Below are 26,187 nucleotides of genomic sequence, written 5' to 3' on the forward strand. Positions count from 1 at the left end.
CGAGGCTCACGGCAGGCGCCGCAGCCGGAACACCAGCGCCACCGGGACCTGCAGCGCGGCAGGATCGAAGTGCGCGCCGGCGGGAATGTCGGCAAGGTCGAGCATCGGTTCGCGCACCGCCTCGATCGCCAGCCCGAGCGCGGCGCAGGCCGCATGCCAGTGGCTGTAGAGGTGCTGGGTATGGCGCACCGCGTAGCGCTGGCCAGCGGCCTTGAAATCGCGCTTCCAGCCCAGTGCGTGGCCGATCGGGTGCACGTCGCTGCACAGCACGCTGCCGCCCGGGCGGGTGGCGCGGCGCAGTTCGGCCAGCGCCGGCAGCAGTCGCGGCAGATGCCCGACGACCAGGGCACAGATGCTCAGGTCGGCGTCGGCATCGGCCACCGGCAGCGCGTCCAGGCTGCCTTCGCACAGCGTGTAGCGATTGCCGGCGCCGGCCGCATCCAGTTCGCGTGCGGCGCGGCCAAGCATCTGCGGCGACAGGTCCACGCCGGTGGCGTGCGCGGCATGACGCTCCAACGCATGCAGCAGATAACGTCCGCTGCCGCAGCCGGCATCGAGCACGCGCTGGCCGTGCAGCGCGGGCGGCAACAGCGCCAGCATGGCGCGCTGCTCGGCCTGCATCACCGGGTTGTGGGCGTGCGCCGGGTAGCTCGCCGCCCACAACGCATAGGCCTGGACCGGATCCAGGATCGGCACGGCGCTCATGCGCGGCGCGCCTGCAGCGCGGACGGCGCGATCGTGCGAAGCGCAGCGCCGCCTTGCAGCTCCAGCCCGGGTTCGAGCGCGAGCAATGCGGGGTCGGCCAGTTCCGCGGCCAGCAGCTTCGGCACGCCGTCCAGCGTGACCGGCACCGCCGCCACGCCGGTGGCCTCGAACCAGTCGGCGAAATCGGGATCGGCGATGCGCGGGCGGCCATCGCGCACTACCGCACGCAGTTCGCTGCGTGCCAGCCCGACCAGGCTATGCGCCGGATCGCCGCCGCGGTCGCCGACGATCAGCAGGTCCGCGGCGCTGCCGACCGCGAGACTGCCGCGTCCGGGCAGGCGCAGGATGCGCGCCGCGGCGGTGGTCGCCAGTGCGAGCGCCTGTCCGGCATCCAGGCCGTTGGCGGTGGCCACCTGCAGTTCCTCGAGCAGGTCGCGCGCACCGCTCAGGCGCGAATCGCTGCCCAGCGCCAGGCGCCCGCCCGCGTACAGACGGCGTGGATCCAGCGTGCGCCCCAACAGCGTCAGGTTGCTCGACGGGCACCACACCACGGCGGCGCCGCAGGCGAGCACGCGCTCGATGTCGGCCGCGCCGAGGCCGACCCCGTGGATCAGCACGCTGTTGGCGGCCAGGCAGCCGCGCCGGTCGAGCTCGGCCAGTTCGCCAGCGGCGACCGCATCGGTGCCCTCGGCCAGGTGGATCATCCACGGGCGGTCGGCGGCGGTCGCGGCGAAGCTCTGCGCCAGCGGCGGGCCGTAGTCGGGGCCGTGCAAGGCGTAGCTCCAGCCGAACTCGCGCAGCAGCGCGACCGGGAAGTCCGCCGCGTCCAGTTCGGCATGCCACGGATCGTGGTGAGCGACGCAGGTGACGCCGGCGAGCAGGTTCTTCAGCGCGCCGTGGCGCAGGCGCAGCGCTTTCGGCAGTTGCAGCGCGGCGGCGACGGCGGGATCGCGGAAATGCGCGGCGAACGCCTCGATCCACGCGTAGCTGTTGGCGAACGGCGCGGCCTGCGGCAACGGCGGCACCGCGTTGACCTGCAGGTGCTCGTGCGCATTGAGCAATCCCGGAAACACCAGGTGCCCATGCAGCGCGACCCGGTACGCCGCAGTGGCCGGCGCAGCGGCGATGCGTGCGCCGCGCAACCCCAGGGACGCGCGTATCGCGCCGGCCGGCGTGGCCAGGCGCGCGCCGTGCAGGCAGATCTCGGCAGCAGCGGAAGGCGTGCGCATCGGTCAGCGCTTTCGCATCACGATCAGGAAGTGATCGCCCATGTCGCGCAGCAGCGGCCAGCCGCCGATGCGGTCGTCGAGCCGGCCCAGGCGCTCGCCCCAGCGCGGGTGCCGCCGGTAGTGGTCGACTAGGTACGGCGGCGGCAGGCACAGGCTGAGCGCGCGGTAGGAGTCCAGTTCGAAATGCGCGGAGAAGGCGCGGTAGAACTCGCGCGGCAGGTAGTACCAGGTCCAGATGGTGTGCCCGTTCATGCCCACCGCGGTGACCCCGCGCGCGCCACGCACCGCGGCGCGGCGGAAGCGCCCGCGCAGCGCGTAGTGGCCCACTTCCCACGGGCACAAGCGGCCGATCACCGAAAACACCAGGCGCCCGTCGCGGCGCAGCAGGCGCGCGCATTCGGCGGCGACCGCGGGCAGGTCCGGCGCGCAGTTCAGCGGGCCGAAGTTGGAATACATGCCGTCGAACTCGCCGTCGAGGCGGTCAAGTTGCTGGATGCCGACGTGCGCCGCGCTGAGCCGCCCCTGCAGCGCCGGGTCCTGCGCCCGCTGCCGGGTGCGCGCCACCATCTGCGGCGACCAGTCGGTGGCCAGCACGCGATAGCCGCGTTGCGCGAACTCGTGGGCGTCCAGGCCGGTGCCGCAGCCCAGGTCGATCAGCCGAGCGCCAATCGGCAACTGCGCGGCCACCGTGTCCCACAAGGTGGTGCGCATGCGCTGGATCAGCTCGTTGTTGCCGCGCGGGCCGTCGTAGTCGGCGGCGACGCTATCGAAGGCGCGCTGGGTCTCCAGCAGCAGCGCCGGATCGATCGTCGCCGCGCGCGCAGCGGCGCCGGGCTTGCCATTCGCAGTCACATCCACTCTCCACTCGCCTGCCGTCGTCGTCGGGAATTGCCGTGCCGGCCGCAAGCGCGGATCGCACGGTATGCCAGTGAGTGCGGGTGGCGGGCGGTTTGGTTGAATCGCCGTGAGCGGCGTCGGTGGTCTTCGCGCTTATGCGCTGCTGCCAGCCGGCACAGGCTGCGGCACGCGTGCGGCCTGCCGGCGCCGCAGCGCGTTGCGGACGATCGCGGCGAACACGCCAAGCCCGACGCCCAGCATCAGCCCCACCGCCAGCACCAGCACCGGATTGGGAAATGCGGGGCGTTCGGGCACGTAGGCGGCCCATGGCGCGGAGGTGTCGTAGGTATAGCGTGCGCCGAGCCGGGCGAGCAGGTCGTCGCGCTCGGACTTCAGGCTGCGGATGGTCGCGTTCTTCTCCGACAGCAGCATGTTGCCGAGCAATTGCTGCTCGACGCTGCCCTTGCCCTCGGCCTGCTGTTGCAGCAGGCGCGCGCGCTCGGCCTGGGTCGCGGCGAGCTCGCTGCCGATGTCCTGCAGGCGTTCGCGCGTCTGCTGCATCGGCACGGCCTGGATGCGCCGGTGCAGTGCCTGCAGCTGCGCCGTGGTCGCCGTGGCCAGGGCGCGCGCCTGCTGCGCCGAATCGGCACGCAGGCTCAATTCGATCAGGTTGGCGTAGGGATCCGGGTCCAGCTTCAGGCTGCTGCGGTACAGCGCGGCCTCGCGCCCGTTCAACGGCAGGCCCAGGCTCTGCAGCACCTGGTCCTGGAACAGCCGAGTCTTGATCCGCTCGATCACGCGCTGGAACGGCTCCAGCTTGGGATCGCGCCCGGCCGGGGTCGGGCCGAATTCGCCGACCTGCACCCACGCGGTGGCCTGCCACTGGCGCGTGGCGCCATGCAGGAAGGCGAACGCCAGCGCCAGCGCGGCGAGCAGCGGCAGCACGCACCATCTCCACTCGCGCCGCAGGATCCGCCACAGGTCGATCAGGTAGATTTCGTCTTCTTTCATGGCAAGGCACTTCCCGGAGAAAAAGGTGGCGACGGCGCCTGCCCCGCCCCGCCCGGCGCCGTCAGCGCCGCGCGGCGGTTCGGCAGCAGCGCGCTGCAGGCGTGCAGGACCAGGCACAGCGCGATGAAGCCGGCGTTGGTCCAGGTGAAGGCCTGCGGCGCGAACGGCGACATCAGGCAGGCGTAGGCGATGCGCAGGAACACCAGCAGGTTGAACAGCGACACCGTGCTGCCGAGCAGGCGCACGCTCCACAGCAGCGCCGCGTACAGCGCCAGCATCGCGGCCAGCGCGGCGCCGGCGCCGCCGGCGAGCAGGAACGGGAAGAATTCGGTGCCGACGTTGATGTTCGGCGCATCCAGCGGAATGCCGGTGCCGGCGGTGGCGATCGAGCCGCTCAGCGGCACCAGCTGGTTGACCAGGAAGCTGGCGTTGACGTAGTCCTTGGCCAGCATCGCGCCGAAGTTGTACGGGCCGGCGCCGATGTACAGCAGCAGCCACTTGATGCCTTGCGGCGCGGCGCGGTACAGCGCGCCGAACGGCAGCGTCACCGAATCCAGCGACCCCGAACGCAGCGTGCCCAGCAGCGAGAACGCCGCGCCGCCGGCGACCAGCAACGCCACGATGGCCTTCCACGGCACCGGCCGCGCCGGATCGCGCCGCAGCAACAGGAGCAGCGCGAAGCTGAACAAGGCGGCGAAGATGCGGTTGCGGTCGATCACCAGCACCGGGAACACGAAGCCGGCGACGATCATCGCGTTGCGCAGTGTCTTGTCGCGCACGCACAGCAGCGCGATCGGCGGCAGGATCCAGCACATGTTGGACAGGTGCCGCACGTGCGAATGCAGCGGCGTCAGGTCGGCATACGCGGAGGGATTGGTGAACAGCGGGATCGGGAACAGCGCCAGGTCCAGCACGCAGAACACGCCCACCAGCGCGGCCAGGCACAGCGCGACGAAGGCCTCGCGCGTGCCGGCATAGCGGCGCGCGCGAAACGCGACCAGCGACGGCAGGCGGATGCCGTGCAGCGCATCCAGCAGCAGCGTCGCGGCGGCCGCGGCGGCCAGCAAGGCGATGCCGGCGGAATAGCCGGGCGGCAGATCGAAGCTGAGCAGGGTCAGCGCGCAACTGAACAGCAACGGCAGGCCGAAATAGCTCGACGGCAGGCGCAACAGGCGCTTCATGCGCGCTCCGCCAGCGGTGCCGCTGCGGCCGGCCGCAGGCGTGCCAGCAGCGACAGCCAGGCATGCGCCAGCAGGTGACCGCCCAGCGCCGCCGGCTGCCGCCGCAGGAACGCGATCTTGGCCGCGATGTAGTGCGCCTGCGCATGCAGCAGCGTGCGGCATGGAGGATCGAACAGCGCGGCGCGGCGCAGCGCCACCTGCCGCGACTCGGTCAGATTGGCCAGGCGGCTGGGCAGGTGCCGGGTCCTGCTGGCGTTGGCGCCGTGCAGCCGGTAGGCGCAGACGCCGACGTCGATGAAGCCCAGCGCGTCGCGCGCGACCAGGCGCAGGAAGAAGTCCCAGTCCTCGATGTGCAGCTCTTCGTCCCAGGCCACGCGCGCCTGCAGCGCGCTGCGCCGCACCAGGGCCACCGCCCCGCTCACCGCCCAGTGGCGGATCACCGCGCGGCGGATGCCGGCGTCGCTCAGGTACAGGCGTTTGTCCACGCCGTGCAGGTCGCGCATGCTGCTCTGGTGCAGCAGGCGCCCGTCCGCGTCGACCACGACCGCATCGCCGATCACCGCGGTCTTCTCCGGCGAGGCGCGCAGATAGGCGACCTGCGCGGCCAGACCGCCCGGCAGCAGATAGTCGTCGCTGGCGCCCAGGCGCAGGAACTCGCCGCTGGCCATCGCCACCAGGTGGTTCAGCGTGGCGGCGATGCCGCGGTTCTCGCGCGGCCAGAACCGCACCGGTAGGCGCTGTCCGTGCAGCGCGATCCACTCGGCGATGCGCGCGGCGGTGGCGTCGCTGGAGCCGTCGTCGACGATCACCAGTTCCTTGTTCGGATACGGATCTTCCAGCACGCTGTCCAGGCAGCGCTGCACGAAGCGTTCGTGGTTGTACGCCGGCACCAGCACGGACACCAGCGGCACGTCGTGATGCGGTCCAAGCTCGGCCATCAGCGCAACCCTCCCAGATAGCGCCGCACCACCACGACGTTGAACGCCAGGTACAGCGCATAGTTGACTGCGAATGCGTAGGCCGCCCCGATCAGGCCCATGCGCGCGGTGAACAGATAGACCAACCCCAGATAGCTGGCGGCGAACACGCATTCGGAGATCACGAACAGCCGCGTCATCGCCTTGGCCAGCATCAGGTACGACAGCACGAACGAGGCGATCTTGATCACGTCGCCGACCAGCTGCGGCGCGTACAGCGGCGCGGCGGCGGCGAAATCGGCGGCGAACAGCAGCCGGGTGAGCCAGTCGCGGCACAGGTAGATCGCCGCGGCCAGGGCGATCACCGCCGGCAGCACGTAACGGTAGGCGGTGCGCAATTCCAGCAGCAGCCCGGCGCGATCGCGCAACGCCGCCAGCTTGGGCAGGTAATAGACGTTGATCGCGGTGGTGAAGAACAGCAGGTAGGCCTCGGAGACCTTGCTCACCGCCTGCCAGTAGCCGACCTGCTGCCAGCCGAAGGTCTCGGCCAGATGGTCGCGCACGCCGATGTTGACCAGCAGCGGCAGCAGCGCCGAGGTCAGCGTCATCACCGAGAACGCGGCCAGGCGCCGGGTCATTTCCGCATCGAAGCGGATGCGCAGCATGTCGTGGCGGAAGTACGGGCTGCGCCGCAACGCCGGCAGGCCGGCGCACAGCCACAGCACCTGCCCGGCGACCAGCGCCAGCAGCGCGCCGTACAACTGCAGCCAGCGCGACAGCCACAGCACCACCAGCACGCTGAGCACCGAGCCGGCGACCTGGATGAAGGCCAGCCGGCGCACGTCCATGAAGCCGTTGACCACGGCCAGGATGTAGTTGACCAGGGCGATGCCGAGCTGGGCCACGGCCAGCACGCAGATCAGGCTCTGGTACTGCGGATCGCCGAGCAGGCGTTGCGCGATCTGGCGGCTGAACAGCAGCGCGAGCACGCCCATCACGCACGCGGCGCAGCACGCATAGCCCAGCGCCGCACCGAGCAGCCGCGCCAGTGTCTGCGCATCGTCGCGGTACTCGGCCACGTACTTGACGATGCCCGCACCGATGCCGCCGCCGGCCAGCACCGCCAGCAGCGACATCAGGCTGGTGAACTGGCCGAGCCGGGCCACGCCGGCCGGCCCCGCGTAGACGGCGACCAGCTTGAGCACCAGCAATGCGGCCAGCAGCTTGGCCGCGGTGGCCGCGCCGCTGTACAGGCCGCTGCGCAGCACGTTCATGCCGCCACCGCCTCGAATTCCAGGCAGGCTGCGATCACCTGTTCCACCGCATCCGCGTCCAGGGTCGGCCCGATCGGCAGGCTCAGCACCTCGCGATGCAACTGCTCGCATAGCGGCAGGCTGAGTCCGCTCAGTGCGGCATAGGCCGGCTGCCGGTGCGGCGGCTGAGGATAGTGCACCAGGCAGTGGATGCCGCTGGCAAGCAGATGGCGCTGCAGCGCGTCGCGGCGGGCGCAACGCACCACGAACAGATGCCAGGCGTGGGCCGCATCGTCGGCCACCTGCGGCAACTGCAGCTGCGGATGCACGATGCCTGCGCGGTAGCGCCGCGCCACATCGCGGCGCAAGGCGATGTCGGCATCCAGGTAGTTCAGCTTGACCCGCAGCAACGCCGCCTGCATTTCGTCCAGGCGCGAGTTCACGCCTTGCACCAGGTGCCGGTACTTGATGTCCGAACCGTAGTTGCGCAGCATCCGGATCTGCGCGGCCAGCGCGGCATCGTCGGTCGTCACCGCGCCGCCGTCGCCGAGCGCGCCCAGGTTCTTGCCGGGGAAGAAACTGAACCCGGCGGCGTCGCCGAAACTGCCGGCGTGGCGCCCGTGCCGGCGCGCGCCGTGCGCCTGCGCCGCGTCCTCGATCAGCAGCAGGCCATGCTGTCGCGCCAGCGTTCGCAGCGCCGCCATGTCCGCCAGCTGGCCGTACAGGTGCACCGCCATGATCGCCCGCGTACGCGGGCCGATCGCGCGTTCCACGCTGGCCGGGTCCAGGTTGAAGCTGACCGGATCCGGCTCCACCGGCACCGGCAGCAGCCGGTTCTCGCTGATCGCCAGGAAGCTGGCGATGAAGGTGTTGCCCGGTACGATCACCTCGTCGCCGTCGCGCAGCCGGCCCAGTTCGCGGTAGCCGCGCAGGATCAGGGTCAGCGCGTCCATGCCGTTGCCCACGCCGATCGCATGTTCGGTGCCGCAATAGCCGGCGAATTCGCGCTCGAACGCGTCCAGTTCCGCGCCCAGCACGTACCAGCCCGAGTCGATGACCCGTGCAGCCGCGGCCTTCAGTTCGTCGACGTAGCGGGCGTTGAGCGCGCGCAGGTCCAGGAACGGCACGCTCATCGCAGGTCCCAGGCGTAGAAATCGTGGACCACGCCGCGCGCGCCGAAGCGCTCCTTCTGCGTGACCAGGCCGTCGTTGAGCACCTGGCCCTGCTGCTCGGTGGAAATGCCGAGGCTGAAGTAGTCGCGCTGCGCGTAGCGGTCTTCGATCAGCTCGGCCAGCAGCAGGCTCAGCGCGTCCACGCGCCGGCCCTGCTCGGAGCAGGCCAGGTACTGGGTGTGCACTACGCGGCCGAAGTCGTACAGCAGCGTGCCGGCCAGCAGCGTCTCGCCATCACGCACTTCGTACAGCACCAGGTGTTCCGGGAAGCGCCCGCACAACAGGCGCAGTTCCTGCAGGCTGTGGGTGGGCGTGGCGCCGTGGCGCTGCAGCACCTCGCTCAGCAGCGCATGGAACGGCGCCGGATCGTCGCTGCGCTGCACGCGCAGGCCGGCCTTGCGCGCCTTGCCGACCGAGCGCCGCCGTTCGGCGGCGAAGCGCAGCGGCTCGCGCAAGGCGATCGCCGAAGACAGGTCGCGGCGCTGCAGGCGCGCACCGAGCCGATGCAAGGCGTAAAGATCCTCTTCCGCGGGCGTGGCATGGAACAGGTGCGGCACCGCCTTGTACAGCAGTTCGCGCACGCCGCGGGCGCGGTAATGCGCGGCGATCTGCTCGAACACGTCCAGCGTCGCCGCCGCGCGCAGCCCATGCGCGGACAGCAGCCCGGCATAGCTCAGCCCGGCATGGCTGACCACGCGCGTGCCCTCGAGGTTGGCTGGGAACACAGCAAGCAGCGCACCGCCGCGTTCGACCAGCAGCGAGGCGTCGACGAAGCGCTCGGCGTGGTAGTCCATGTAGCCGCGCCGGTGCAGCAGGTTGCCGTTGCGGGATTCGGCGATCAACGCGTCCCAGGCCGGCGCATCCTCGGCGCGGTACGGCCTAACCGAATACATCGCCGCTCCCCTCGCCCGCACCCTGCGCAAGCGGCGCCACCGCCACGCCGAAGCCGTCGCGGCCCATGTCGTTGCCGTTGTAGAACATCAGCACGCGGTCGCGGTGCCGGATCAGCGCCGGATAGCTCAGCGTGCGCGCGTCCCAGCCGCCGGGCGAAAGCGCCAAACCGAATGTGTCGTCGCAACGCTGCCAGTGGCGGCCGTCGGCGCTGCGCGCCACGCCGGGGAAATACGCCCCATCGACGTTGCCGCGGGTGAAGTACATCAGGTAGCCGCCCTGGTGGCGATACACGCGCGGGCGGCCGATGCGGTATTCGCTGCCCTGCGGTTGCAGGCACGGCGTGTCCTGGCACGGGATCGCCTGCAGGTCGTCGGTCTCGGCGTAGCGGATGTGGTAGCGCGGGAACGGCGTGCCGTCGATCCATTCCCAATCGTCGCCGACCGCGTACCACAGCCGCCAGCGGCCGTCCTCGTAGCGTGCCGAATGCACCGCGGCAATGGTGCTGCGCCCGGGCGCGCGGTCCAGCAGTGGCGTGTCCTGGCGCCGCTGGAACGTCTCGCCGCCGTCGCTGGACACCGCCAGCCCGGTGAAGGCCAGGAACTTGGCCTTGGCCACGCGCTGGAAACCGACATAGAACATGTACAGCCCGTCCGGCGCGGAGACCACGTCGCCGAGGATCATGCCGTTGTCGTCGAAGCAGCCGTCGCGGCCGATATCCAGCACCGGCGTGGCGCTGACTCGCACCACCCGGGTCGGGTCGTCGCCGCGCACGTCGACGTAGCCGATGCGGCTGATCCCGGCGTCGTCGCGGAAGCCGGCGTAGATGCGGATCAGCTCGGCATCCAGGCGATGCGGGGTCGGCGTCAACGCCGAATGCCGCATCCAGCCGCCGACGCCGTCGCGTGCGGTGGCGAACGCCAGGCCGCGTTTGCTCCAGTCGAACATGGCGTCAGAGCGTCACGTCGAAGCTGGACTTGCCGGCCACCGCGCGCGCCGGCGCGCCGACGTAGACCCGGCCCGGCTCGGTGTCGCGGGTGACCAGCGCGCCGGCGCCGATCACGTTGTCCGCGGCGACCTTGACCCCGTCGCTGAAGGTGGCATTGACCCCGACGAAACTGCTCTGGCCGATCTCGCAGTAGCCGGAAATCACCGCATGCGAGGCGACGAACACATGGTCGTGGATCACCGTGCGGTGGCCGACGTGGTTGCCGCTCCACAGGATGCAGTTGTCGCCGATGCGGGTGAACGGCTGCACCACATTGCCTTCGAACACGAAGCAGTTCTCGCCCAGCTGCGCATTGCGCCAGACGAAGGCGCGCGAACTGACGTAGCTGGCCAGGCGATAGCCGCGGCGCTTGGCGTCGAGGAAGAACCGCGTGCGCAGGCGGTTGAGGCCGCTGGCGGGAATCGCCACGAACGCCTCGACCTCGCCTGGCGGGTACAGCCGTTCCAGCTCCTCGTACGCCACCACCGGCCGTTCGGCCAGGGTCGGCGCGGCGATGTAGGCGCGCTCGGCGCTGAAGGCCAGCACCTCGTAGTCGCTGTCGTGGCTGAAGTACTCGCAGGCGATCTGCGCCAGTTCGCCCGCACCGATGATGACCAGCGGTTTCGCCATGGCCCTACGCCTCCTGCCTGCGTTCGCCCGCGGCTTCGCGCAGGAACTCGTCGTAGTCGAGGATGTAGTCGGCCGGATCGTAGGCCTGGTCGGCCAGCACCATCAGCACGCAGTCGGCGCTGAAGTCGTACAGGTCGCGCCACACCATGCTGCCGAGCAGCAGGCCCTGGCAGGGGTCGTCGAGCACCACCTGCACCGGCCCGCTGCCGTCGTCGAGCAGGAACGATACCGAGCCATGCAGCGCCACCGCCAATTGATTCAGATGGCGGTGCGCGTGCTGGCCGCGGTGCACGCCGTGCTTGGTGGCGAACAGGTAGTACACGCGCCGGATGTCGAAGGGCACGTCGCGTTGCTGCTCCAGGGCCACGAGCAGACCGCGCTCGTCGCCGTGCGTACGCAACTGGATTCGTTCGATTGCCATAGTGTGTCCGACACGGACTCCGACGCGGAGTTACCAGGCTGAGTGCCGCCGGCCTGCGGAAAGGTTGCGCCATGCCATCGCAGCGCGATCCGAACGCGGCCGCCACGCCGACGCAACCTTTTGCCGCGCCCCCGGCACCCATCTGCGACCACCACTGCGCCAGCCGTTGCGCTGCCCGCCGGTGGCGCAGCACGACGCCGCGAACGGCAGCGCGCATTCCATCGACACGACCTGGACAGGGCACGCCACCATGACTTCATCCACGCAGGCCGACGACGGCACCTCTCTCTCCGACGCGGCGGCGCATTCGCCACCCGCATCCGCCGCTGCAGGGTTGCCGCGGCCGATGGTGCTGCTGCACTGGCTCACCGTGCTGTGCCTGGTGCTGGCGGCGGGCCTGATCCTGCTGCGCGAAGAGGTCGAGGGCCGCGCCGTGCGCCAGTGGTTGCTGGAGGGACATCGGCATTTCGGCCTGTTCGTGCTCGGCCTGTTCTTCCTGCGCGTGGCGCTGCGCCTGCGCCTGGGCAAACGCCACGACCCCGATGCCGCCTCGCCGCTGCTGCGTGCGCTTGCCGGGCTCACCCACGTGGTCATGTACGCGCTGCTGCTGACCCTGCCGGTGCTGGGCTGGGCGCTGAGCCAGTCCATGGGCAAGCCGGTGCATCTGTTCGCCGCCACGCTGCCGGAGCTGGTCGCCCCCGATCCGGATCTGGCCGACACGCTCGGCGCTTGGCACGTGTATGCCGCCTGGGCGCTGCTCGGCCTGATCCTGCTGCATATCGGGGCCGCGCTATGGCACCACTTCGTGCGCCGCGACGACACCCTGCGGCGAATGCTGCGCTTGCGCCGCGGCTGAACCGTGCTTTACGCCCTTCCCTCGTCCGCCGCCGCGCCGACCCGCTCAAGGACCCATCGCATGCAGACCACCCCGTCCCCTTCTTCCTTCTTCCGTCCCGGCACGCTGCGTGGCGCCGAGCAGGTGCTGCTGTGGTCCACGCTCGGCTCGCTTTTGCTGCTGGCCAGCCCGCGCGCCGCGGCGGTGCCGGCGTTCGCGCGGCAGACCGGCTCCTCCTGCGCGGACTGCCACATCGGCGCCTACGGCCCGGCGCTGACCCCGTACGGCATGCGCTTCAAGCTCAACGGCTACACCGACAGCGACGGCAACGGGACCAAGATCCCGGCCTCGGCGCAACTCACCGGCACCCGCAGCGTGCCGGTGCGCGGCAAGACCAACAACCAGCTCAGCGAGGCCGACCTGTACCTGGCCGGCCGGGTCAGCGACAACGTCGGCGGCTACATCAAGGTCTCCAGCAGCAACAACGGCAAGGACAAGTTCACCACCAAGCTGGACAACGTGGACCTGCGCTTCGTCGCCAAGACCTTCAAGCTCGGCGGCAAGGACGCGCTGCTCGGGGTGAGCGTCAACAACAACCCCGGCAGCCAGGATCCGATCGGCGTGCTGCCCAATGCTTCCGGCCTGGGTCCGGCCTCGGCCTACGCCGGCTCCACCACCCTGCTCAACCAGTCCTCGCTGTCCAACCGGGTGATCGGCACCAGCGTCTACGGCGTCTACGACCGCAACTGGTACGGCGAGATCGGCACCTACAACGCGCTGCCGGTCTCCACCCAGGACGACCTCGGCTACGCGGTCGGCGGCGACCCGGGCAAGCTCAGCGACACCGGCTACCTGCGCCTGAGCTACATGAAGGACATGAAGAAGCAATTCTTCTCCGCCGGCGTGGTCGCGCTGACCACCCATCGCCAGCTGCCGCGCAGTACCGGCCCGCGCGACGACTTCACCGACCTGGGCTACGACCTGAACTACCAGTTCCTGGGCACCCGCGAGCACATCCTCAAGCTCGGCTACCTCAACATCTACGAGCGCCGCCGCTACGGCAGCGCGGCGATCGACCCGGCCGACCCCAGCGTGGCCGGGCTGCGCCGCGGCAGCATCCGCGACCAGTCGATCAATCTCAGCTACACCTACAAGCAGAGCTACGGCCTGCTGCTGGCGCACTTCATCAATACCGGCTCGGCCGACCCGTTCCGCTACAGCCCGTACGGCACGCCCGACACCACCAGCAACCTGATCAGCGCCTCCTGGGCGCCGTTCGGCAAGGACGACTCGTTCACCTCGATCGCCAACCTGCGCCTGTCCGCGACCTGGTTCCGTTTCAGCAAGTTCAACGGCACCACCGGCAACGTGTTCGGCGCCCTGCCGGTGACCCGCCCGCACGACCTGAACCAGTTCTCGCTGGCCCTGAGCCTCGCGTTCTGAGCACACCTTTCCCCCCAGTACGGATCGTCATGAAACCAGCCAACGCATTTCCCCTGTGGTGCACCCTGATGGCCAGCCTGCTGCCGCTCGGCGTCGCGCTCGCGCCCGCCGCGCATGCCGGCGGCGGCCTGCCCGGCGCCGGCGTGTTCGCCACCGAATGCGCCGAATGCCATAGCGCGGCGCCGGGCAAGAACAAGAAGGGCCCGACCCTGTTCGGCGTGGTCGGGCGCAGCGCCGGCAGCGTGCCCGACTACCGCTACTCGGACGCGATGAAGAAGACCCAGTGGACCTGGAGCGACGACAAGCTGCGCAGCTACCTGGCCCAGCCCGCGTCCAAGGGCATCCCCGGCGCCAACATGAAGTACGACGGGCTCGACGACAGCAAGCAGCTCGAGGACCTCATCGCCTATCTCAATACCCTGCATTGAAGTCGGCGCCCGGCCCCGGCATAGTCGAAACTGAACCCGGCGTCCGACGCCGGGTGTGCGCCGTGTCGCCGCCAGTCCGCAACGCCGATAATGGCGAGCGTCCACGCGGCGAGCGCTCCGGCGTTGCCGCTGCCACGCGCCCCAGCGTCCCCTGCGATCCGACCCGCGACCATCGAGCGACCGTGCACAACCGCCCTTCCGCCGCCGGCTCCCTGTCCCCGACCGCCCTGCCCGCGACCGACATGGGCCGCCGCCGCGGACACCGCCATGCATGGGCATCCCGACCGGCATGACCAAGGCCGCAGGTGACCTGGCGCAGCGTGCCGCGCGCCTGCGCCCGCTGCGCGGCACGCTGGCGCTGGCGGCGGCGCTGTGCCTGCCGGGCACGGCGCTGGCGGCCAAGCTGGGCGGCGCGGTCGGGCTCAGTTCGCAATTGGTCGATCGCGGCATCGCGGTGACCGCCGATACGCCGTCCCTGCAGCTCGCCGGCTACTGGCTGCCCGCGCCGGGCTGGTCGCTGGGCGCGTCCGCCAGTACCGCGCTGGACGCGCCGGGCCACCAGTTGCTGACCACGATCGAGCTGTCGCGCAGCTGGACCCTGTCCGACAGCTGGCAGATGCAGGCCGGGCTGCTGCGCTACGACTACCCCGGCAACCGCATCAACCGCCTGTTCAACCGCAACGAGGCCAGCCTCGGCTGGTCCTACCGGGACCGGCTGAGCGTGTCGCTGGCCGCGTTCGAGCTGCCCGACAGCTACCGCGGCCGCTGGTACGGCGCGGCCGACCTCACCGTGCACCAGCCGCTGCCGGGGCAGCTGTCGCTGTCGGCCGGGATCGGCATCAGCCAGGCCCCGCCGGCGCTGTACGGGCTGGACTACGCCGACCACTACAGCTACGGCCACGCCGGGCTGATGTGGAACGCCGGCGCCTGGAGCGTGGAGGTCGACCGCGTGTTCAGCGACGCGCGCAGCATCTACGCCAGGCGCGGCAACGGGATCTGGCCGTGGGTGGTCACCGTGTCGCGCGCCTTCTGATCCGCACGCAACCTTTCCGTGCCGACCCGGCACATACCGGTGCCCGTTGCCAAGCCAGCCCTCCATGACCGACACCGATCCACTAGGCGATGCCACCGACCGCATGCTGCTCCGGCGCATGGCCGGCGGCGACCGCGATGCGCTGGCCACCCTGTACCGCAACTACCACGGGCGCCTGTGCCGGTTCCTGTCGCGGCTGACCCGGCGCCCGGACATCATCGAGGAGGCGATCAACGACTGCTTCTGGATCGCCTGGCAGAAGGCCGGCGATTTCCGCGGCGACTCGCAGGTCTCGACCTGGATCATGGGCATCGCCTACCGCTGCGGGCTCAAGGCGATCCGCCACCACAGCGACGAGGCGATCGAGGAAGGGGTGAGCGCCGAAGAGCATTTCGCCTCCTCCGCCGACCCGGACGAGGACCGCGAACTGCGCGACTGGCTGGGCAAGGGCCTGGAGCGGCTGTCGGCCGACCAGCGCCTGGTGGTCGAACTGGTCTACGGCCTGGGCCACAAGCTGGAAGAAGTCGCGGCGATCATGCAGTGCCCGGTGGGCACGATCAAGGCGCGGCTGTTCCATGCCCGGGTCAAGCTGCGCAACGTGCTGCCGGGATTGGCCGGCGGCGCTTCCCCTCTGACGGAGAGCGTGTCATGAAGACAGGCTTCAACGAGCCGGGCAACGAGTGCTCGCATGCCTGGGAACTGATGCCGTGGGTGCTGCAGGCCAGCGCCACGGAAGAGCAACACGAGTGGCTGATCGCGCATCTGGCCAAGTGCAGCTTCTGCAGCGCCGAGTTCGCGCAGCAGAGCCGGCTGCGCATGGCGATGTCGCTGCCCAGCGACGTGCCGGTGGACGCCGAAGCCGGGCTGCAGCGCCTGCTCGGCCGCCTCGACGCGCCGGAACCGCAGCGCCTGCCGGCGCGCGCGCGCTCCAGCTGGACCACGCGGGCGCTGGTCGCCGCGGCGCTGGTGCAGGCGGTCGGGCTGGGCGTGCTCGGGGTCAGGCTGTCCGCCAGCGACCAGGGCCAGGGCGCCAGCTACCGCACCCTCAGCGAGACCGCGCAGCCGCTGGCGAGCGACGCGATCCGCGTGGTGCCGGACGCGCGCATGACCCTGGCCGACTGGGACGCCGTGCTGCGCAAGCTGCAGCTGCGCGTGGTCGGCGGCCCCAACGGCGCCGGCGCCTACACCGTGGTGCCGGTCCAGGCCGGGTCGCCGGCGCAGCCGCAGCGCAGCGTGCAGCAGCTGCGTGCGACGCCCGGCATCCGCCTGGCGGAGCCGATTTCCGCACCATGAGCCTGCGTCGTCTCTGCCTGCTGATGGCCTGCCTCGCGCTCGGCGCCTGCGCCCATGGCGGGCGCAGTGGCGCCGACGCGCCCGCCGCTGCCACAGCGGCGCCGGCCAAGACGCCGACCCTGGACGCCTCGCCGGCGTTGGACAGCCAGCGCCAGATCGTGCTCGCGGTGGCCAACCCGATGGCCGCACCGGGCCGGCATGCCGGCTCCAACCTGATCGGCTATGCCTCTTCCAAGTATTACGGGGCCGGCACCCAGGCGGCGGCGACGCTGGACGCGCTGGCCCAGCGCTACGGCCTGCGCCAGGTGACCGGCTGGCCGATCAAGCCGCTGGGCGTGTACTGCGTGGTGTTCGAGCCGGCGCCGGGCGCGGCGCGCGACGCGCTGCTCGCCGCGCTGGCCAAGGACGAACGCGTCGCGCTGTCGCAGCCGTTGCAGGAGTTCGCCACCTACGCCGACCCGGCGCCGCCGGCCAAGCCCGCGCAGCCGCTGCGCTACAACGATCCCTACGTCGACATGCAACGCGGCTTCGCCGCGACCAACGCCGCCACCGCGCAGGTGCTGAGCCAGGGCCAGGGCGTGGGCGTGGCCATCGTCGATACCGGCGTGGACACCGCCCACCCCGACCTGCAGGGCCGCCTGCGCGAGGTGCGCGACCTGGTCGGTGCCGACCCCGCCGCGTTCAATCGCGATCACCACGGCACCGAGGTCGCCGGGATCATCGCCGCCGGTAGCAACAACCATCTGGGCATCGTCGGCATGGCGCCCAAGGCCATGCTCGACGTGTACAAGGCCTGCTGGTACCCGCAGCGCGCCGGGGCCGGCGCCGGCTGCAATTCCTTCACCCTGGCCAAGGCGCTGGTCGCGATCGGCGACACGCGCACGCGCATCATCAATCTGAGCCTGGGCGGGCCGGCCGATCCGCTGCTGCGCAAGCTGCTCGAGCAGTTGCTGCGGCAGGGCCGCATCGTGATCGCGGCGATGCCGCCGGACGGCCGCCTGGACGGCTTTCCCGACGGCACCCCGGGCGTGATCGTGGTGCGCACCAGCAGCGCTACCGCGTCGCCGCCGGGCGTGCTCAGCGCGCCGGGCGAGGACATTCTCACCACCCAGCCCAACGGCGCTTACGATTTCACGTCCGGCTCGTCGATGGCCACCGCGCACGTCAGCGGCGTGGTCGCGCTGCTGCTGTCGCTGGCGCCGCAGCTGGACGCGCGCAGCGTGCACGAGCTGCTGCGCCGGACCAGCCGGCAACGCGACGGCCTGCTGCAGGTGGATGCCGCCGCCGCGGTACAGGCGCTGCCCCGCGCCGCCACGACGTCCCGCTGAGCGCAGCGGCCATGGCCAAGTGGATTCCGCACTGGATGCACCGGCTCGCCTCGCCGCCGACGTTCTATCGCGTCGCCGGCGCGATCCGGCCATGGGCGCTGGGCGCGGCGCTGCTGCTCGGCGCAGTGGCGTTCTACGGCGGCCTGGTGCTGGCGCCGCCGGACTACCAGCAACACGACGCCTACCGGATCATCTTCATCCACGTGCCCAGCGCCTGGATGAGCCTGTTCGTCTATGCCGCGATGGGCGCGGCCGCCTTCGTCGCCCTGGTGTGGCGGCTGAAGCTCGCCGAAGTGGCGTGCATGGCCTCCGCCTCGATCGGCGCCGCGTTCACCTTCATCACCCTGTGCACCGGCTCGCTGTGGGGCAAGCCGATGTGGGGCGCCTGGTGGACCTGGGACGCACGGCTGACCTCGGAACTGGTGCTGCTGTTCCTGTACCTGGGCGTGATCGGCCTGTACCGCGCGATCGAGGATCCGCGCCAGGGCGCGCGCGCCGCCGCGCTGCTGGCGCTGGTCGGGCTGATCAACCTGCCGATCGTGCATTTCTCCGTGGTCTGGTGGAACACCCTGCACCAGGGCTCCACGGTGCGCGTGCTGGGTCCGTCGAAGATGCCGCTGGCGATGTTGTGGCCGCTGCTGACCGCGGTGCTGGCGAGCAAGTGCTATTACCTGGCCAGCCTGCTCGGCCGCATGCGCACCGACCTGCTGGCGCTGGAGCGCGGCAAGGGCTGGGTGCGGGCGCTCGCCCTGGCCGCACACGCGCCGGCGCCGCTGCCGGAAGCGCGCCTGGCGGCGGAGCGCGCGGCATGAGCGGCTTCTGGGCGATGGGCGGCTACGCCGCCTACGTATGGCCGGCCTACGCGCTGTTCCTGCTGGTGCTGCTGCTGGACACGCTGCTGCCGCGCTGGCGGCAGCGGCGCCTGCTTGCCGAGACGCGCGCACAGGTGGTGCGCGAACACAGTCGCCGCCAGCGCGGCGCCGCGCCGCTGTCGCCAGGTCCCGCCCATGAATCCCACCCGTAAGCGCCGCCTGCTGATCGTGCTGCTGGTGCTGGGCGCCGCCGCGCTCGCCACCGGCCTGTTCGTGCTGGCCCTGCAGCACAACATCAGCTACCTGTTCACGCCGAGCCAGGTGCAGGCCGGCCAGGCCGACGGCTACCGCGTGTTCCGCCTCGGCGGCATGGTCAAGGCCGGCTCGATCCGGCGCAGCGCCGATTCGCTGCGGGTGGACTTCACCGTGATCGACGCCTCCGGCGCCACCGCGGTCGCCTACACCGGGATCCTGCCCGACCTGTTCCGCGACAACCAGGCGGTGATCGCCACCGGTTCGCTGCACGGCGCCGCTTTCGTCGCCACCGAGGTGCTGGCCAAGCACGACGAGACCTACATGCCGCAGGAGCTGAAGGACGCGATGGCGCAGGCCCATGAGGGCCGTACCGCAGCTGCGGTTTCCGCGTCGGCGGCCACGTCCGCGACGCCATGAAGCCGATGCCGCCCCGCCGCGCCGCGCGGCGCTGGCCACGCTCGGCCGCCCTGCCGCGATGACCGCCGAACTGGCCCAGCTCGCGTTGATCCTGGCCCTGCTGCTGGCGCTGGCGCAGGGCCTGCTGCCGCTGCTCGGCGCCTGGCGCGGCGACCGTGCGCTGATGGCGGTGGCGCGGCCGGCCGCCTGCGCGCAGGCGCTGTTCGCCTGGCTGGCCTTCGCCCTGCTCGCCTATGCGCTGCTGCGCCTGGATTTCTCGGTGCGCTACGTGGCCGCCAACGCCAACCTGGCGCAGCCCTGGTACTACCGGCTGGCCGCGGTCTGGGGCGCGCATGAAGGCTCGCTGCTGCTGTGGATCGCCATCCTCGATCTGTGGACGGTGCTGCTGGCGCGCAGCAGCCGGCACCTGCCGGAGGCGTTCGCCGCGCGTGTGCTGGGCGTGCTCGGCCTGATCGCCGCCGGCTTCCTGGCCTTCGTGCTGTTCACCTCCAACCCGTTCGCGCGGCTGTCGCCGATGCCGCTGGACGGCAACGAACTCAACCCGGTGCTGCAGGATCCGGGCATGGTGTTCCACCCGCCGGTGCTCTACACCGGCTACGTCGGCTTCTCGGTGGCCTTCGCCTTCGCCATCGCCGCCCTGCTCGGCGGCGAACAGCAGCAGGCCTGGGTGCGCTGGGCGCGACCGTGGACCAATGTCGCCTGGGGCTTCCTCACCGCCGGCATCGTCGCCGGCAGCTGGTGGGCCTATGCCGAACTGGGCTGGGGCGGCTGGTGGTTCTGGGATCCGGTGGAGAACGCCAGCTTCATGCCGTGGCTGGTCGGCGCGGCGCTGATCCACACCCAGGCGGTCACCGAAAAGCGCGGCGCGCTCGGCGCCTGGACCCTGCTGCTGTCGATCCTGGCCTTCTCGCTGTCGCTGCTGGGCACCTTCCTGGTGCGCTCGGGCGTGCTGACCTCGGTGCACGCCTTCGCCGCCGACCCGCGCCGCGGCCTGTACATCCTCGGCTTCCTGATCGTGACGGTCGGCGGTGCGCTGCTGCTCTACGCGCTGCGCGCGCCGCGGCTGGCCGCCGGCAAGCCGTTCGCGGCGCTGTCGCGGGAAACCGCGATCCTGGTCGGCAACCTGATGCTGACCGTGGCCGCGGCGATGGTGCTGCTGGGCACGCTGTTCCCGCTGCTCGGCGATGCGCTGCGCTTGGGCAAGGTCTCGGTCGGCCCGCCCTACTTCGGCCTGCTGTTCCCGCTGCTGATGCTGCCGGTGGTGCTGTTGCTGCCGTTCGGCCCGTACCTGCGCTGGGGCCGGACCGAACCGGGCGCGCTGCAGGCAGTGGCCGTGCGCGCGGTGCTGGCCGCACTGGCCTGCGCGCTGGTCGCCTTCGTGTTGACCGACGGCTCGGCCCGCGCGGTGGCCGGCGTCGCCGCCGCCACCTGGATCGGCATCGGCACCGCGCTGTATGCCTACAAGCGCCTGCGCGAAGCGCCGCGCGGGCGCCGTTTCCCGGCGGAGCTGGCCGGCATGCTGTTGGCCCATGCCGGCGTGGCGGTGTTCGTGGCCGGCGTGCTGCTGTCGGAAAGCCTGTCGATCGAGCGCGACGTGCGCCTGGCGCCCGGGCAAAGCGAACAGATCGGCGGCTACGCGTTCCGCTTCGATGGCGTGCGCATGATCGACGGGCCGAACTGGAAGGCCGAGCAAGGCACGCTGACGGTGAGCCGCGACGGCGCGGCGGTGGCGCTGCTGCATCCGCAGAAGCGCCTGTATTCCAGCGAACGGATCCAGACCGAGGCGGCGATCGATGCCGGCGTCGTCCGCGATCTGTATGTCGCGCTGGGCGAGCCGATGGACGACCAGCACATCGAGAACGCCTGGACCCTGCGCCTGTACTACAAACCCTTCATCCGCTGGATCTGGCTGGGCGGCCTGCTGATGATGCTCGGCGGCTTCGTCAGCGCCTGCGCGCGCCGGCTGCGTGCGCCGCACCCGGTCGCACCCGGCGCCGAGCTTGCCGCGCCGCTCGCCACGACCGCATCGGCGATACCGACATGAGCCGGCTGCTGCCCCTGCTCGGTTTCCTGCTGCTGGCCGCGCTGTTCGGTTTCGGCATCTACTGGAGCCGCGCGCACGACCCGCGCGAGGTGCCCTCGCCGCTGATCGGCAAGCCGGCGCCGGCGTTCTCGCTGCCGCGCCTGGACGATCCCGCGCAACGCGCCGGCAGCGCCGAATTGCGCGGCCGCCCGTACCTGCTCAACGTGTTCGGCAGTTGGTGCCTGGCCTGCGGCGAGGAGCATCCGCTGCTGCTGGCGCACGCCAACGACCTCGGCGTCGCACTGATCGGCTACGCCTACAAGGACGACCCGCGCGACGCGCGCGCCTGGCTCGCGCAGCGCGGCAATCCGTATGCGCTGGTGGTGGTCGATCAGGACGGACAGCGCGCGATCGACTTCGGTGTCTACGGCGCTCCGGAAACCTTCCTGATCGATGCCCGGGGCGTGATCCGCTACAAACATGTCGGCGTGCTGACGCGTGCGGTGATCGCCGGCGAACTGCGTCCGGCGATCGCCGCGCTGGACGGAGCGCAGCGATGAGCGGGCCATCTGCGCGGGCGCTGCGCGGCCGGCCATGGACCAAGCCGTGGCTGTCGCTGCTGGTCTTGCTGCTGCTGGCCCACGCGTTGCCGGCGGCGGCGCAGGCGGTGGATCCGTTGCCGTTCCGGGATCGGCAGCAGGAACTGCGCTTCCAGCGCCTGACCGCGCAATTGCGTTGCCTGGTCTGCCAGAACGAGAACCTGGCCGACTCCAACGCGACGCTGGCGCGCGACCTGCGCCACCAGGTGTTCGCGCAATTGCAGGCCGGCCGCAGCGATGCGCAGATCAAGCAGTACATGGTCGATCGCTATTCCCGGTTCGTGCTCTACGACCCGCCGCTGGCGCCCGGCACCTGGCTGCTGTGGTTCGGCCCGCTGCTGTTCCTGCTCGGCGGCGCGGCCATGGTCGTGGCCACGCTGCGGCGCCGGGCCGCCGCCGCGGCACACGTGGCGCCGGACCAGGAGCCGGAAGAACAATGGTGACGGCCGGCTTCGGCATTGCTGCCGCGGGAATGGTCGGCATCGCCTTGGGCGCCTTGCTGTGGCCGCTGCTGCGCCGGCGGCCCGGCGCCCGCGTGCAGCGCTGCGTCGCCGCGGCGCTGGTGGCGGTGACGCTGCCACTGGCGAGCGCGGGCCTGTATCTGCTGGTCGGCGATCCCGCGGCGCTGGCAGGCATCCCCGTGCAAGCCGCGCCTGCGCCCGACCCGGACGCGGCGCAACGTGCGCTGCAGCGATGGATGGAGCAGGCCGCGGCCGCGGCGCAGGCCAAGCGCAGCGCCGAGGCGCGCGAGGCCTACGCGCAGGCGCTGCGGATCGCCCCGGACGACAGCGAGGCGATGCTCGGCTGGGTCGAGGCGGACATGGCGCAGCAGCCCGACTTCGCCGTCGGCCCGGCCGCGCACGGCATGCTCGAGCGCATCCTCGCGCGGCAACCGGACAACCAGCGCGCGCTATGGATGCTCGGCATCGGCGAGTTCCAGCAACACCGCTACGCCAACGCCGCGATGCGCTGGCGTCACCTGCGGACCTTGCTGCCGGACGCTTCCCCGCTGCGCGCGGCGGTGGCACAGAAGATCGCCGCCGCCGACGCGATGGCCGCGGCGCCCACGGCGGCACGCTGAAGCGCGACTGTCGATACCGCCGCGACGGCGCGCCGCCTAGGCATTCCCCGCACATACGAGCCCAGGCGCCATTTGCGCCGATCGAGGCCTGCGGCGCGATCGGCCCGCAGGTGGCCGGCGCTGCCGGTCAGTCGCGCTGCGCAGCCACGGCGCTTGCCCGCCTTGGCCATGCCGCGACCAGCGCACGCACCGCAGGCCGGTTGGACCCTGTCGCATCGCCGATCGCCGAAACCGGTCAGAGCACGGCCTTGATCTTGCCCTGCAGCGTCTCGGCGTTGAAGGGCTTCATGATGTAACCGCTCGCCCCCGCCTCCTTGAGGGCGGTGATGTCGTCGCGCCTGTCGTTGGCCAGGACCATGATGAACGGCGTGCCGGCCAGCGCACGGTCGCTGCGGATTTCGCGCAGGAGCTGCAGGCCGGTCATCGGCTGCATGTTCCAGTCGCACAGGACCAGGCCGATCCTGTCCGCCCGCAACGCGGCCAGGGCCGACGCACCGTCTGCAGCCTCGGCCACGTCGTCGTAGCCGAGCCGGTTCAACAGGTTCTGGATGACACGCCGCATGGTGCGGTAATCGTCGACCACGAGAATCTTCATCCATCGCATCTCCGCAGTGATCCGTTGCCGGCATCGATCGGCCATCGTGCGCGTCAGGCGCGGGACCGTGCCGTGACGGGAGCGCGGCACCGGCCGTCGGTCCCTTGCGCTCGACATCGTTGCCTGGCCCAGGGTGCCAGCAGTGCGGGAAGGATGGCAGCGCCGGAACATGCCGCGAGAGATCGTCATTCGTCCCGAGCCGCTTGCCGGCGCCGTGGCCTGACTGCCGCCTCCGCTACCTGCGGCCATGGCACCAGGCATGGCCGCAAGGTTCGAGCGCCGTCGCCGCGGATCGCTCCGCCAGCGCTTCAGCCGACGGCCAACCACGGCGGCGCGTTGCGCAGCATGGTCCTGGCATGCGCTGCGCCCCACTGCCCGCACTGGCGGCGCATTGCGCAGCAAAGATAGGAATGCGTATCATTAACTTGTTCGGCATTGTTTCATCGCCGCCACGCTCCCGCCTAGCCCGATGCCAAGCCGGTGCCTTTTCCCGACAGGCTTCCATGCATCCAGTTCCTCCCGCGCCCCTGCACGATCCCCACGCCTCGCGCCCGCCCGCCGCGTCGCGGCGTCCATTGCCACCCTGGCTGGGCGTGCTGTCGCGCACCCTGGCGGCGATCTTCGGCGGCTATGCGCTGGCCGCGGCGACCTCCGCGCTGCTGCCACTGCTGTGGCCGAGCCTGCGTGCGCAGGCCGTGCTCAGCGGCATGATGCTGGGCATCCTGGTCTGCGCCTGCACCGCGTTGTGGGCGTTCGCCGCGCGCAGCGCCGCCCGCGCCTGGCTGGGGATCGTCGCGTTGCTGGCGCCGATGGCCCTGGCCATCGCCTGGCTGCAGCAGCACACGCCATGAAGCAGGGATTCCGTCAGTCGATGGCCTGGCTGCACACCTGGACCGGGCTGCTGGTCGGCTGGGTGCTGCTGCTGATCTTCATGGCCGGCACCGCCAGCTATTTCCGCAACGAGATCAGCCGCTGGATGCGCCCGGAGCTGCCGCGCGCGTCGCTGGGCACGGACACCGTGGCCGCACGTGCAGTCGCGTTTCTGGAGCGGCAAGCGCCGCAGTCGCCGCAATGGACGGTGTCGCTGCCGGGCGCGCGCTCCTCGTTCACGCAACTGTTCTGGCGCAATCCGCCGCCGGCCGACGGCAGCGCCCAGAGCCGCAAGCAGATGTTCGGCGACGCGCTGCTGGATCCGCTCAGCGGCCAGGCCAGCACCGCGCGCGACACCCGCGGCGGCGAGTTCTTCTATCGCCTGCACTTCGACCTGCACTACATCCCGGTGATGTGGGCGCGCTACATCGTCGGCTTCTGCGCCATGTTCATGCTGGTGGCGATCATCAGCGGGGTCATCACCCACAAGAAGATCTTCAAGGACTTCTTCACCTTCCGTCCGGCCAAGGGCCAGCGCTCGTGGCTGGACTTCCACAACGTCAGCGCGGTGCTGGCCCTGCCCTACCACGCGATGATCACCTACACCGGGCTGGTCACGCTGATGCTGATGTACCTGCCGTGGGGCATCAAGGTCGCCTATCCGAATGCCGAAGAAGCGTTCTACGCCGAAGCGTTCTCGCAGCCGGAGAATCCCCGCGAAGCCAGCGGCCGGCCGGGCACGCGCCTGCCGATCGCGCGCCTGCTGGACGTGGCGCGCGCCGAATGGGGCGCGCAGGCTCCGATCGCCGGGTTCTCGCTGTACAACCCGGGCGATGCCGCGGCGGTGATCGAGATCCGCCAGGGCGAGGGCCGGCGCCTAGCCTACGACCCGCCGTCGCTGCTGCTGGACGCCGGCAGCGGACAGGTTCTGGCGCGCAGCGGCAGCCCCGGCGCGGCCGCGCAGACCCGCAGCACGCTGTACGGCTTGCACCTGGCGCACTTCGCCGGGTCCGGGCTGCGCTGGCTGTTCTTCGGTTCCGGCCTGCTCGGCTGCCTGATGGTGGCCAGCGGCGTGATCCTGTGGGCGGTCAAGGAACGGCCCAAGCACGCCAAGGCCGGCCGGATCGGTGTCGGCCTGCGCCTGGTCGACGCGCTGAACATCGGCACGGTGGCCGGCCTGCCGATCGCCTTCGCCGCCTATTTCTGGGGCAACCGGCTGATCCCGGTGCATCTGGCCGAGCGCCCGGAGCAGGAAGCGGCGGCGTTCTTCCTTGCCTGGGCAGCGGCGCTGGTCGCCGCCTTCGTCTGGCCAAGGCGCGCGATGTGGGCCTGGCAGTTGTACCTGGGTGCGGCCCTGTTCGCGCTGCTGCCGGCGCTCAACGCACTGACCACCGACGCGCATCTGGGCAATACCCTGCCGGCCGGCGATTGGGCGCTGGCCGGTGTGGACCTGGTCTGCTTCGGGCTGGGTTGCGTGCTGGCGGTCGCGGCGCGGCGCATGCAGCGCTGGCAGCCGCCGCTGTCGGCGGCCGAACGCCGCGCGCGCGAACGGGCGGCGGCGCAGCCCGTGTCGACCACGGCACTGGAGACGCCATGAACCTGCTCGGCCTGGGCCTGGCCTTTTCCGGCTTCGTCGCGCTGTGCCTGGCGATGGAGAAACACCAGCTGGAGCTGTACGGCGCGCAGCGCGCCGCGCCGGCGCGGATGCGCCAGCTGCGCATCGGCGGCTGGCTGCTGCTGGCCGCGGCGTTCGCGTGCTGCGTGACAGCGCTGGGCTGGACCATCGGCCCGGTGCTGTGGCTGGGCACGCTCAGCGCCAGCGCCGCGCTGCTGACCTACGGCCTGCTGCCGTACCGGCCGCGCGCCATCGTGCCGCTGGCGCTGGCAGCGCCGCCGCTGGGGCTGGCGGCCGCGCTGCTGTCCTAGCACGCACGGCCAAT

General features: G+C 71.1%; 30 protein-coding genes. 17 read left to right on the forward strand and 13 right to left on the reverse strand.

Features of this window, described 5'->3' with window-relative positions:
* Nucleotides 1-6: 6 nt before the first annotated feature.
* The 12 genes from AB8810_RS11980 to AB8810_RS12035 all read right to left on the reverse strand — a co-directional run bounded on the left by AB8810_RS11980 (nucleotide 7) and on the right by AB8810_RS12035 (nucleotide 11,235).
* Entirely contained in the window at nucleotides 7-705 is a 699-nt protein-coding gene (locus tag AB8810_RS11980) for a class I SAM-dependent methyltransferase (RefSeq protein WP_369916566.1), read from the reverse strand.
* Nucleotides 702-1,934, reverse strand: a complete 1,233-nt coding sequence (locus AB8810_RS11985) for an amidohydrolase family protein (RefSeq protein ID WP_369916568.1) — start codon at nucleotides 1,932-1,934, stop codon at nucleotides 702-704. Before AB8810_RS11985 ends, AB8810_RS11980 begins: the two co-directional genes overlap by 4 nt.
* A 3-nt stretch (nucleotides 1,935-1,937) precedes the next feature.
* Nucleotides 1,938-2,786, reverse strand: a complete 849-nt coding sequence (locus AB8810_RS11990) for a class I SAM-dependent methyltransferase (RefSeq protein WP_179564663.1) — start codon at nucleotides 2,784-2,786, stop codon at nucleotides 1,938-1,940.
* Nucleotides 2,787-2,924: 138 nt separating this feature from the next.
* Nucleotides 2,925-3,782: a Wzz/FepE/Etk N-terminal domain-containing protein gene (locus tag AB8810_RS11995; protein WP_369916569.1), complete on the reverse strand. Its 858-nt coding sequence runs from the start codon at nucleotides 3,780-3,782 to the stop codon at nucleotides 2,925-2,927.
* Nucleotides 3,779-4,963: a hypothetical protein gene (locus AB8810_RS12000; RefSeq protein WP_369916570.1), complete on the reverse strand. Its 1,185-nt coding sequence runs from the start codon at nucleotides 4,961-4,963 to the stop codon at nucleotides 3,779-3,781. Before AB8810_RS12000 ends, AB8810_RS11995 begins: the two co-directional genes overlap by 4 nt.
* Nucleotides 4,960-5,901 carry a glycosyltransferase gene (locus AB8810_RS12005; protein WP_206229005.1) on the reverse strand — a complete coding sequence of 314 codons (942 nt, stop codon included), beginning with the start codon at nucleotides 5,899-5,901 and terminating at the stop codon, nucleotides 4,960-4,962. The genes AB8810_RS12000 and AB8810_RS12005 overlap by 4 nt, the downstream gene beginning before the upstream one ends.
* Nucleotides 5,901-7,154 carry an O-antigen translocase gene (locus AB8810_RS12010; protein ID WP_369916571.1) on the reverse strand — a complete coding sequence of 418 codons (1,254 nt, stop codon included), beginning with the start codon at nucleotides 7,152-7,154 and terminating at the stop codon, nucleotides 5,901-5,903. Before AB8810_RS12010 ends, AB8810_RS12005 begins: the two co-directional genes overlap by 1 nt.
* On the reverse strand, nucleotides 7,151-8,266 hold the full coding sequence (locus tag AB8810_RS12015) for a DegT/DnrJ/EryC1/StrS family aminotransferase (RefSeq protein ID WP_369916572.1): 1,116 nt from the start codon (nucleotides 8,264-8,266) through the stop codon (nucleotides 7,151-7,153). Before AB8810_RS12015 ends, AB8810_RS12010 begins: the two co-directional genes overlap by 4 nt.
* The gene (locus tag AB8810_RS12020; RefSeq protein ID WP_369916573.1) at nucleotides 8,263-9,198 is read right to left on the reverse strand and encodes a GNAT family N-acetyltransferase; all 936 of its coding nucleotides are present in this window, start codon (nucleotides 9,196-9,198) and stop codon (nucleotides 8,263-8,265) included. Before AB8810_RS12020 ends, AB8810_RS12015 begins: the two co-directional genes overlap by 4 nt.
* On the reverse strand, nucleotides 9,185-10,144 hold the full coding sequence (locus AB8810_RS12025; protein ID WP_369916574.1) for a hypothetical protein: 960 nt from the start codon (nucleotides 10,142-10,144) through the stop codon (nucleotides 9,185-9,187). Before AB8810_RS12025 ends, AB8810_RS12020 begins: the two co-directional genes overlap by 14 nt.
* Before the next feature lie 4 nt (nucleotides 10,145-10,148).
* The gene (locus AB8810_RS12030; RefSeq protein WP_179564647.1) at nucleotides 10,149-10,814 is read right to left on the reverse strand and encodes an acetyltransferase; all 666 of its coding nucleotides are present in this window, start codon (nucleotides 10,812-10,814) and stop codon (nucleotides 10,149-10,151) included.
* A 4-nt stretch (nucleotides 10,815-10,818) separates the two neighbouring features.
* Entirely contained in the window at nucleotides 10,819-11,235 is a 417-nt protein-coding gene (locus tag AB8810_RS12035) for an FdtA/QdtA family cupin domain-containing protein (protein WP_004425725.1), read from the reverse strand.
* A gap of 346 nt (nucleotides 11,236-11,581) precedes the next feature.
* Between AB8810_RS12035 and AB8810_RS12040 the strand changes: the two genes are divergently transcribed.
* The 14 genes from AB8810_RS12040 to AB8810_RS12105 all read left to right on the forward strand — a co-directional run bounded on the left by AB8810_RS12040 (nucleotide 11,582) and on the right by AB8810_RS12105 (nucleotide 22,782).
* Nucleotides 11,582-12,091 carry a cytochrome b gene (locus AB8810_RS12040; RefSeq protein ID WP_191824280.1) on the forward strand — a complete coding sequence of 170 codons (510 nt, stop codon included), beginning with the start codon at nucleotides 11,582-11,584 and terminating at the stop codon, nucleotides 12,089-12,091.
* Between the two features lie 60 nt (nucleotides 12,092-12,151).
* Complete coding sequence (locus AB8810_RS12045) at nucleotides 12,152-13,513, forward strand: cytochrome C (protein ID WP_191824214.1); 1,362 nt, start codon at nucleotides 12,152-12,154, stop codon at nucleotides 13,511-13,513.
* Nucleotides 13,514-13,542: 29 nt separating this feature from the next.
* Nucleotides 13,543-13,941 carry a c-type cytochrome gene (locus AB8810_RS12050; protein ID WP_179564643.1) on the forward strand — a complete coding sequence of 133 codons (399 nt, stop codon included), beginning with the start codon at nucleotides 13,543-13,545 and terminating at the stop codon, nucleotides 13,939-13,941.
* 271 nt (nucleotides 13,942-14,212) lie between these two features.
* Nucleotides 14,213-14,974 carry a hypothetical protein gene (locus tag AB8810_RS12055; RefSeq protein WP_369916575.1) on the forward strand — a complete coding sequence of 254 codons (762 nt, stop codon included), beginning with the start codon at nucleotides 14,213-14,215 and terminating at the stop codon, nucleotides 14,972-14,974.
* A gap of 64 nt (nucleotides 14,975-15,038) precedes the next feature.
* Nucleotides 15,039-15,626 carry an RNA polymerase sigma factor gene (locus tag AB8810_RS12060; protein WP_369916576.1) on the forward strand — a complete coding sequence of 196 codons (588 nt, stop codon included), beginning with the start codon at nucleotides 15,039-15,041 and terminating at the stop codon, nucleotides 15,624-15,626.
* Nucleotides 15,623-16,267: a zf-HC2 domain-containing protein gene (locus AB8810_RS12065; protein ID WP_369916577.1), complete on the forward strand. Its 645-nt coding sequence runs from the start codon at nucleotides 15,623-15,625 to the stop codon at nucleotides 16,265-16,267. The genes AB8810_RS12060 and AB8810_RS12065 overlap by 4 nt, the downstream gene beginning before the upstream one ends.
* A gap of 2 nt (nucleotides 16,268-16,269) precedes the next feature.
* Nucleotides 16,270-17,595, forward strand: coding sequence for a S8 family serine peptidase (locus AB8810_RS12070; protein ID WP_369916664.1), 1,326 nt, complete (start codon nucleotides 16,270-16,272; stop codon nucleotides 17,593-17,595).
* A gap of 11 nt (nucleotides 17,596-17,606) precedes the next feature.
* Nucleotides 17,607-18,407 (forward strand): heme ABC transporter permease CcmC, encoded by an 801-nt coding sequence (ccmC, locus tag AB8810_RS12075; RefSeq protein ID WP_179564635.1) that lies wholly within the window; start codon nucleotides 17,607-17,609, stop codon nucleotides 18,405-18,407.
* On the forward strand, nucleotides 18,404-18,619 hold the full coding sequence (ccmD, locus tag AB8810_RS12080; RefSeq protein WP_179564633.1) for a heme exporter protein CcmD: 216 nt from the start codon (nucleotides 18,404-18,406) through the stop codon (nucleotides 18,617-18,619). The genes ccmC and ccmD overlap by 4 nt, the downstream gene beginning before the upstream one ends.
* Entirely contained in the window at nucleotides 18,603-19,079 is a 477-nt protein-coding gene (gene ccmE, locus AB8810_RS12085) for a cytochrome c maturation protein CcmE (protein WP_179564631.1), read from the forward strand. Before ccmD ends, ccmE begins: the two co-directional genes overlap by 17 nt.
* Before the next feature lie 58 nt (nucleotides 19,080-19,137).
* Complete coding sequence (locus AB8810_RS12090) at nucleotides 19,138-21,123, forward strand: heme lyase CcmF/NrfE family subunit (RefSeq protein WP_369916578.1); 1,986 nt, start codon at nucleotides 19,138-19,140, stop codon at nucleotides 21,121-21,123.
* The gene (locus AB8810_RS12095) at nucleotides 21,120-21,662 is read left to right on the forward strand and encodes a DsbE family thiol:disulfide interchange protein (RefSeq protein WP_369916579.1); all 543 of its coding nucleotides are present in this window, start codon (nucleotides 21,120-21,122) and stop codon (nucleotides 21,660-21,662) included. The genes AB8810_RS12090 and AB8810_RS12095 overlap by 4 nt, the downstream gene beginning before the upstream one ends.
* Nucleotides 21,659-22,144, forward strand: coding sequence for a cytochrome c-type biogenesis protein (locus AB8810_RS12100; protein ID WP_369916580.1), 486 nt, complete (start codon nucleotides 21,659-21,661; stop codon nucleotides 22,142-22,144). The genes AB8810_RS12095 and AB8810_RS12100 overlap by 4 nt, the downstream gene beginning before the upstream one ends.
* The gene (locus AB8810_RS12105; RefSeq protein WP_369916581.1) at nucleotides 22,138-22,782 is read left to right on the forward strand and encodes a tetratricopeptide repeat protein; all 645 of its coding nucleotides are present in this window, start codon (nucleotides 22,138-22,140) and stop codon (nucleotides 22,780-22,782) included. The genes AB8810_RS12100 and AB8810_RS12105 overlap by 7 nt, the downstream gene beginning before the upstream one ends.
* 235 nt (nucleotides 22,783-23,017) lie before the next feature.
* On the opposite strand, the gene AB8810_RS12110 is transcribed toward AB8810_RS12105, so the two are convergent.
* Nucleotides 23,018-23,377, reverse strand: coding sequence for a response regulator (locus AB8810_RS12110; protein ID WP_179564621.1), 360 nt, complete (start codon nucleotides 23,375-23,377; stop codon nucleotides 23,018-23,020).
* 503 nt (nucleotides 23,378-23,880) lie between these two features.
* Between AB8810_RS12110 and AB8810_RS12115 the strand changes: the two genes are divergently transcribed.
* Genes AB8810_RS12115 through AB8810_RS12125 form a run of 3 tightly spaced genes read left to right on the forward strand, consistent with a single transcriptional unit; the run spans nucleotide 23,881 to nucleotide 26,173 of the window.
* Complete coding sequence (locus AB8810_RS12115; protein ID WP_255432580.1) at nucleotides 23,881-24,228, forward strand: DUF3649 domain-containing protein; 348 nt, start codon at nucleotides 23,881-23,883, stop codon at nucleotides 24,226-24,228.
* Complete coding sequence (locus tag AB8810_RS12120; RefSeq protein WP_191824224.1) at nucleotides 24,225-25,844, forward strand: PepSY domain-containing protein; 1,620 nt, start codon at nucleotides 24,225-24,227, stop codon at nucleotides 25,842-25,844. Before AB8810_RS12115 ends, AB8810_RS12120 begins: the two co-directional genes overlap by 4 nt.
* Complete coding sequence (locus AB8810_RS12125; protein ID WP_179564617.1) at nucleotides 25,841-26,173, forward strand: DUF3325 domain-containing protein; 333 nt, start codon at nucleotides 25,841-25,843, stop codon at nucleotides 26,171-26,173. The genes AB8810_RS12120 and AB8810_RS12125 overlap by 4 nt, the downstream gene beginning before the upstream one ends.
* Nucleotides 26,174-26,187 lie beyond the last annotated feature (14 nt).

Origin of the sequence: Xanthomonas sp. NCPPB 3005 (genome assembly GCF_041228095.2) — a bacterium.
Lineage (GTDB): Bacteria > Pseudomonadota > Gammaproteobacteria > Xanthomonadales > Xanthomonadaceae > Xanthomonas_A > Xanthomonas_A bonasiae.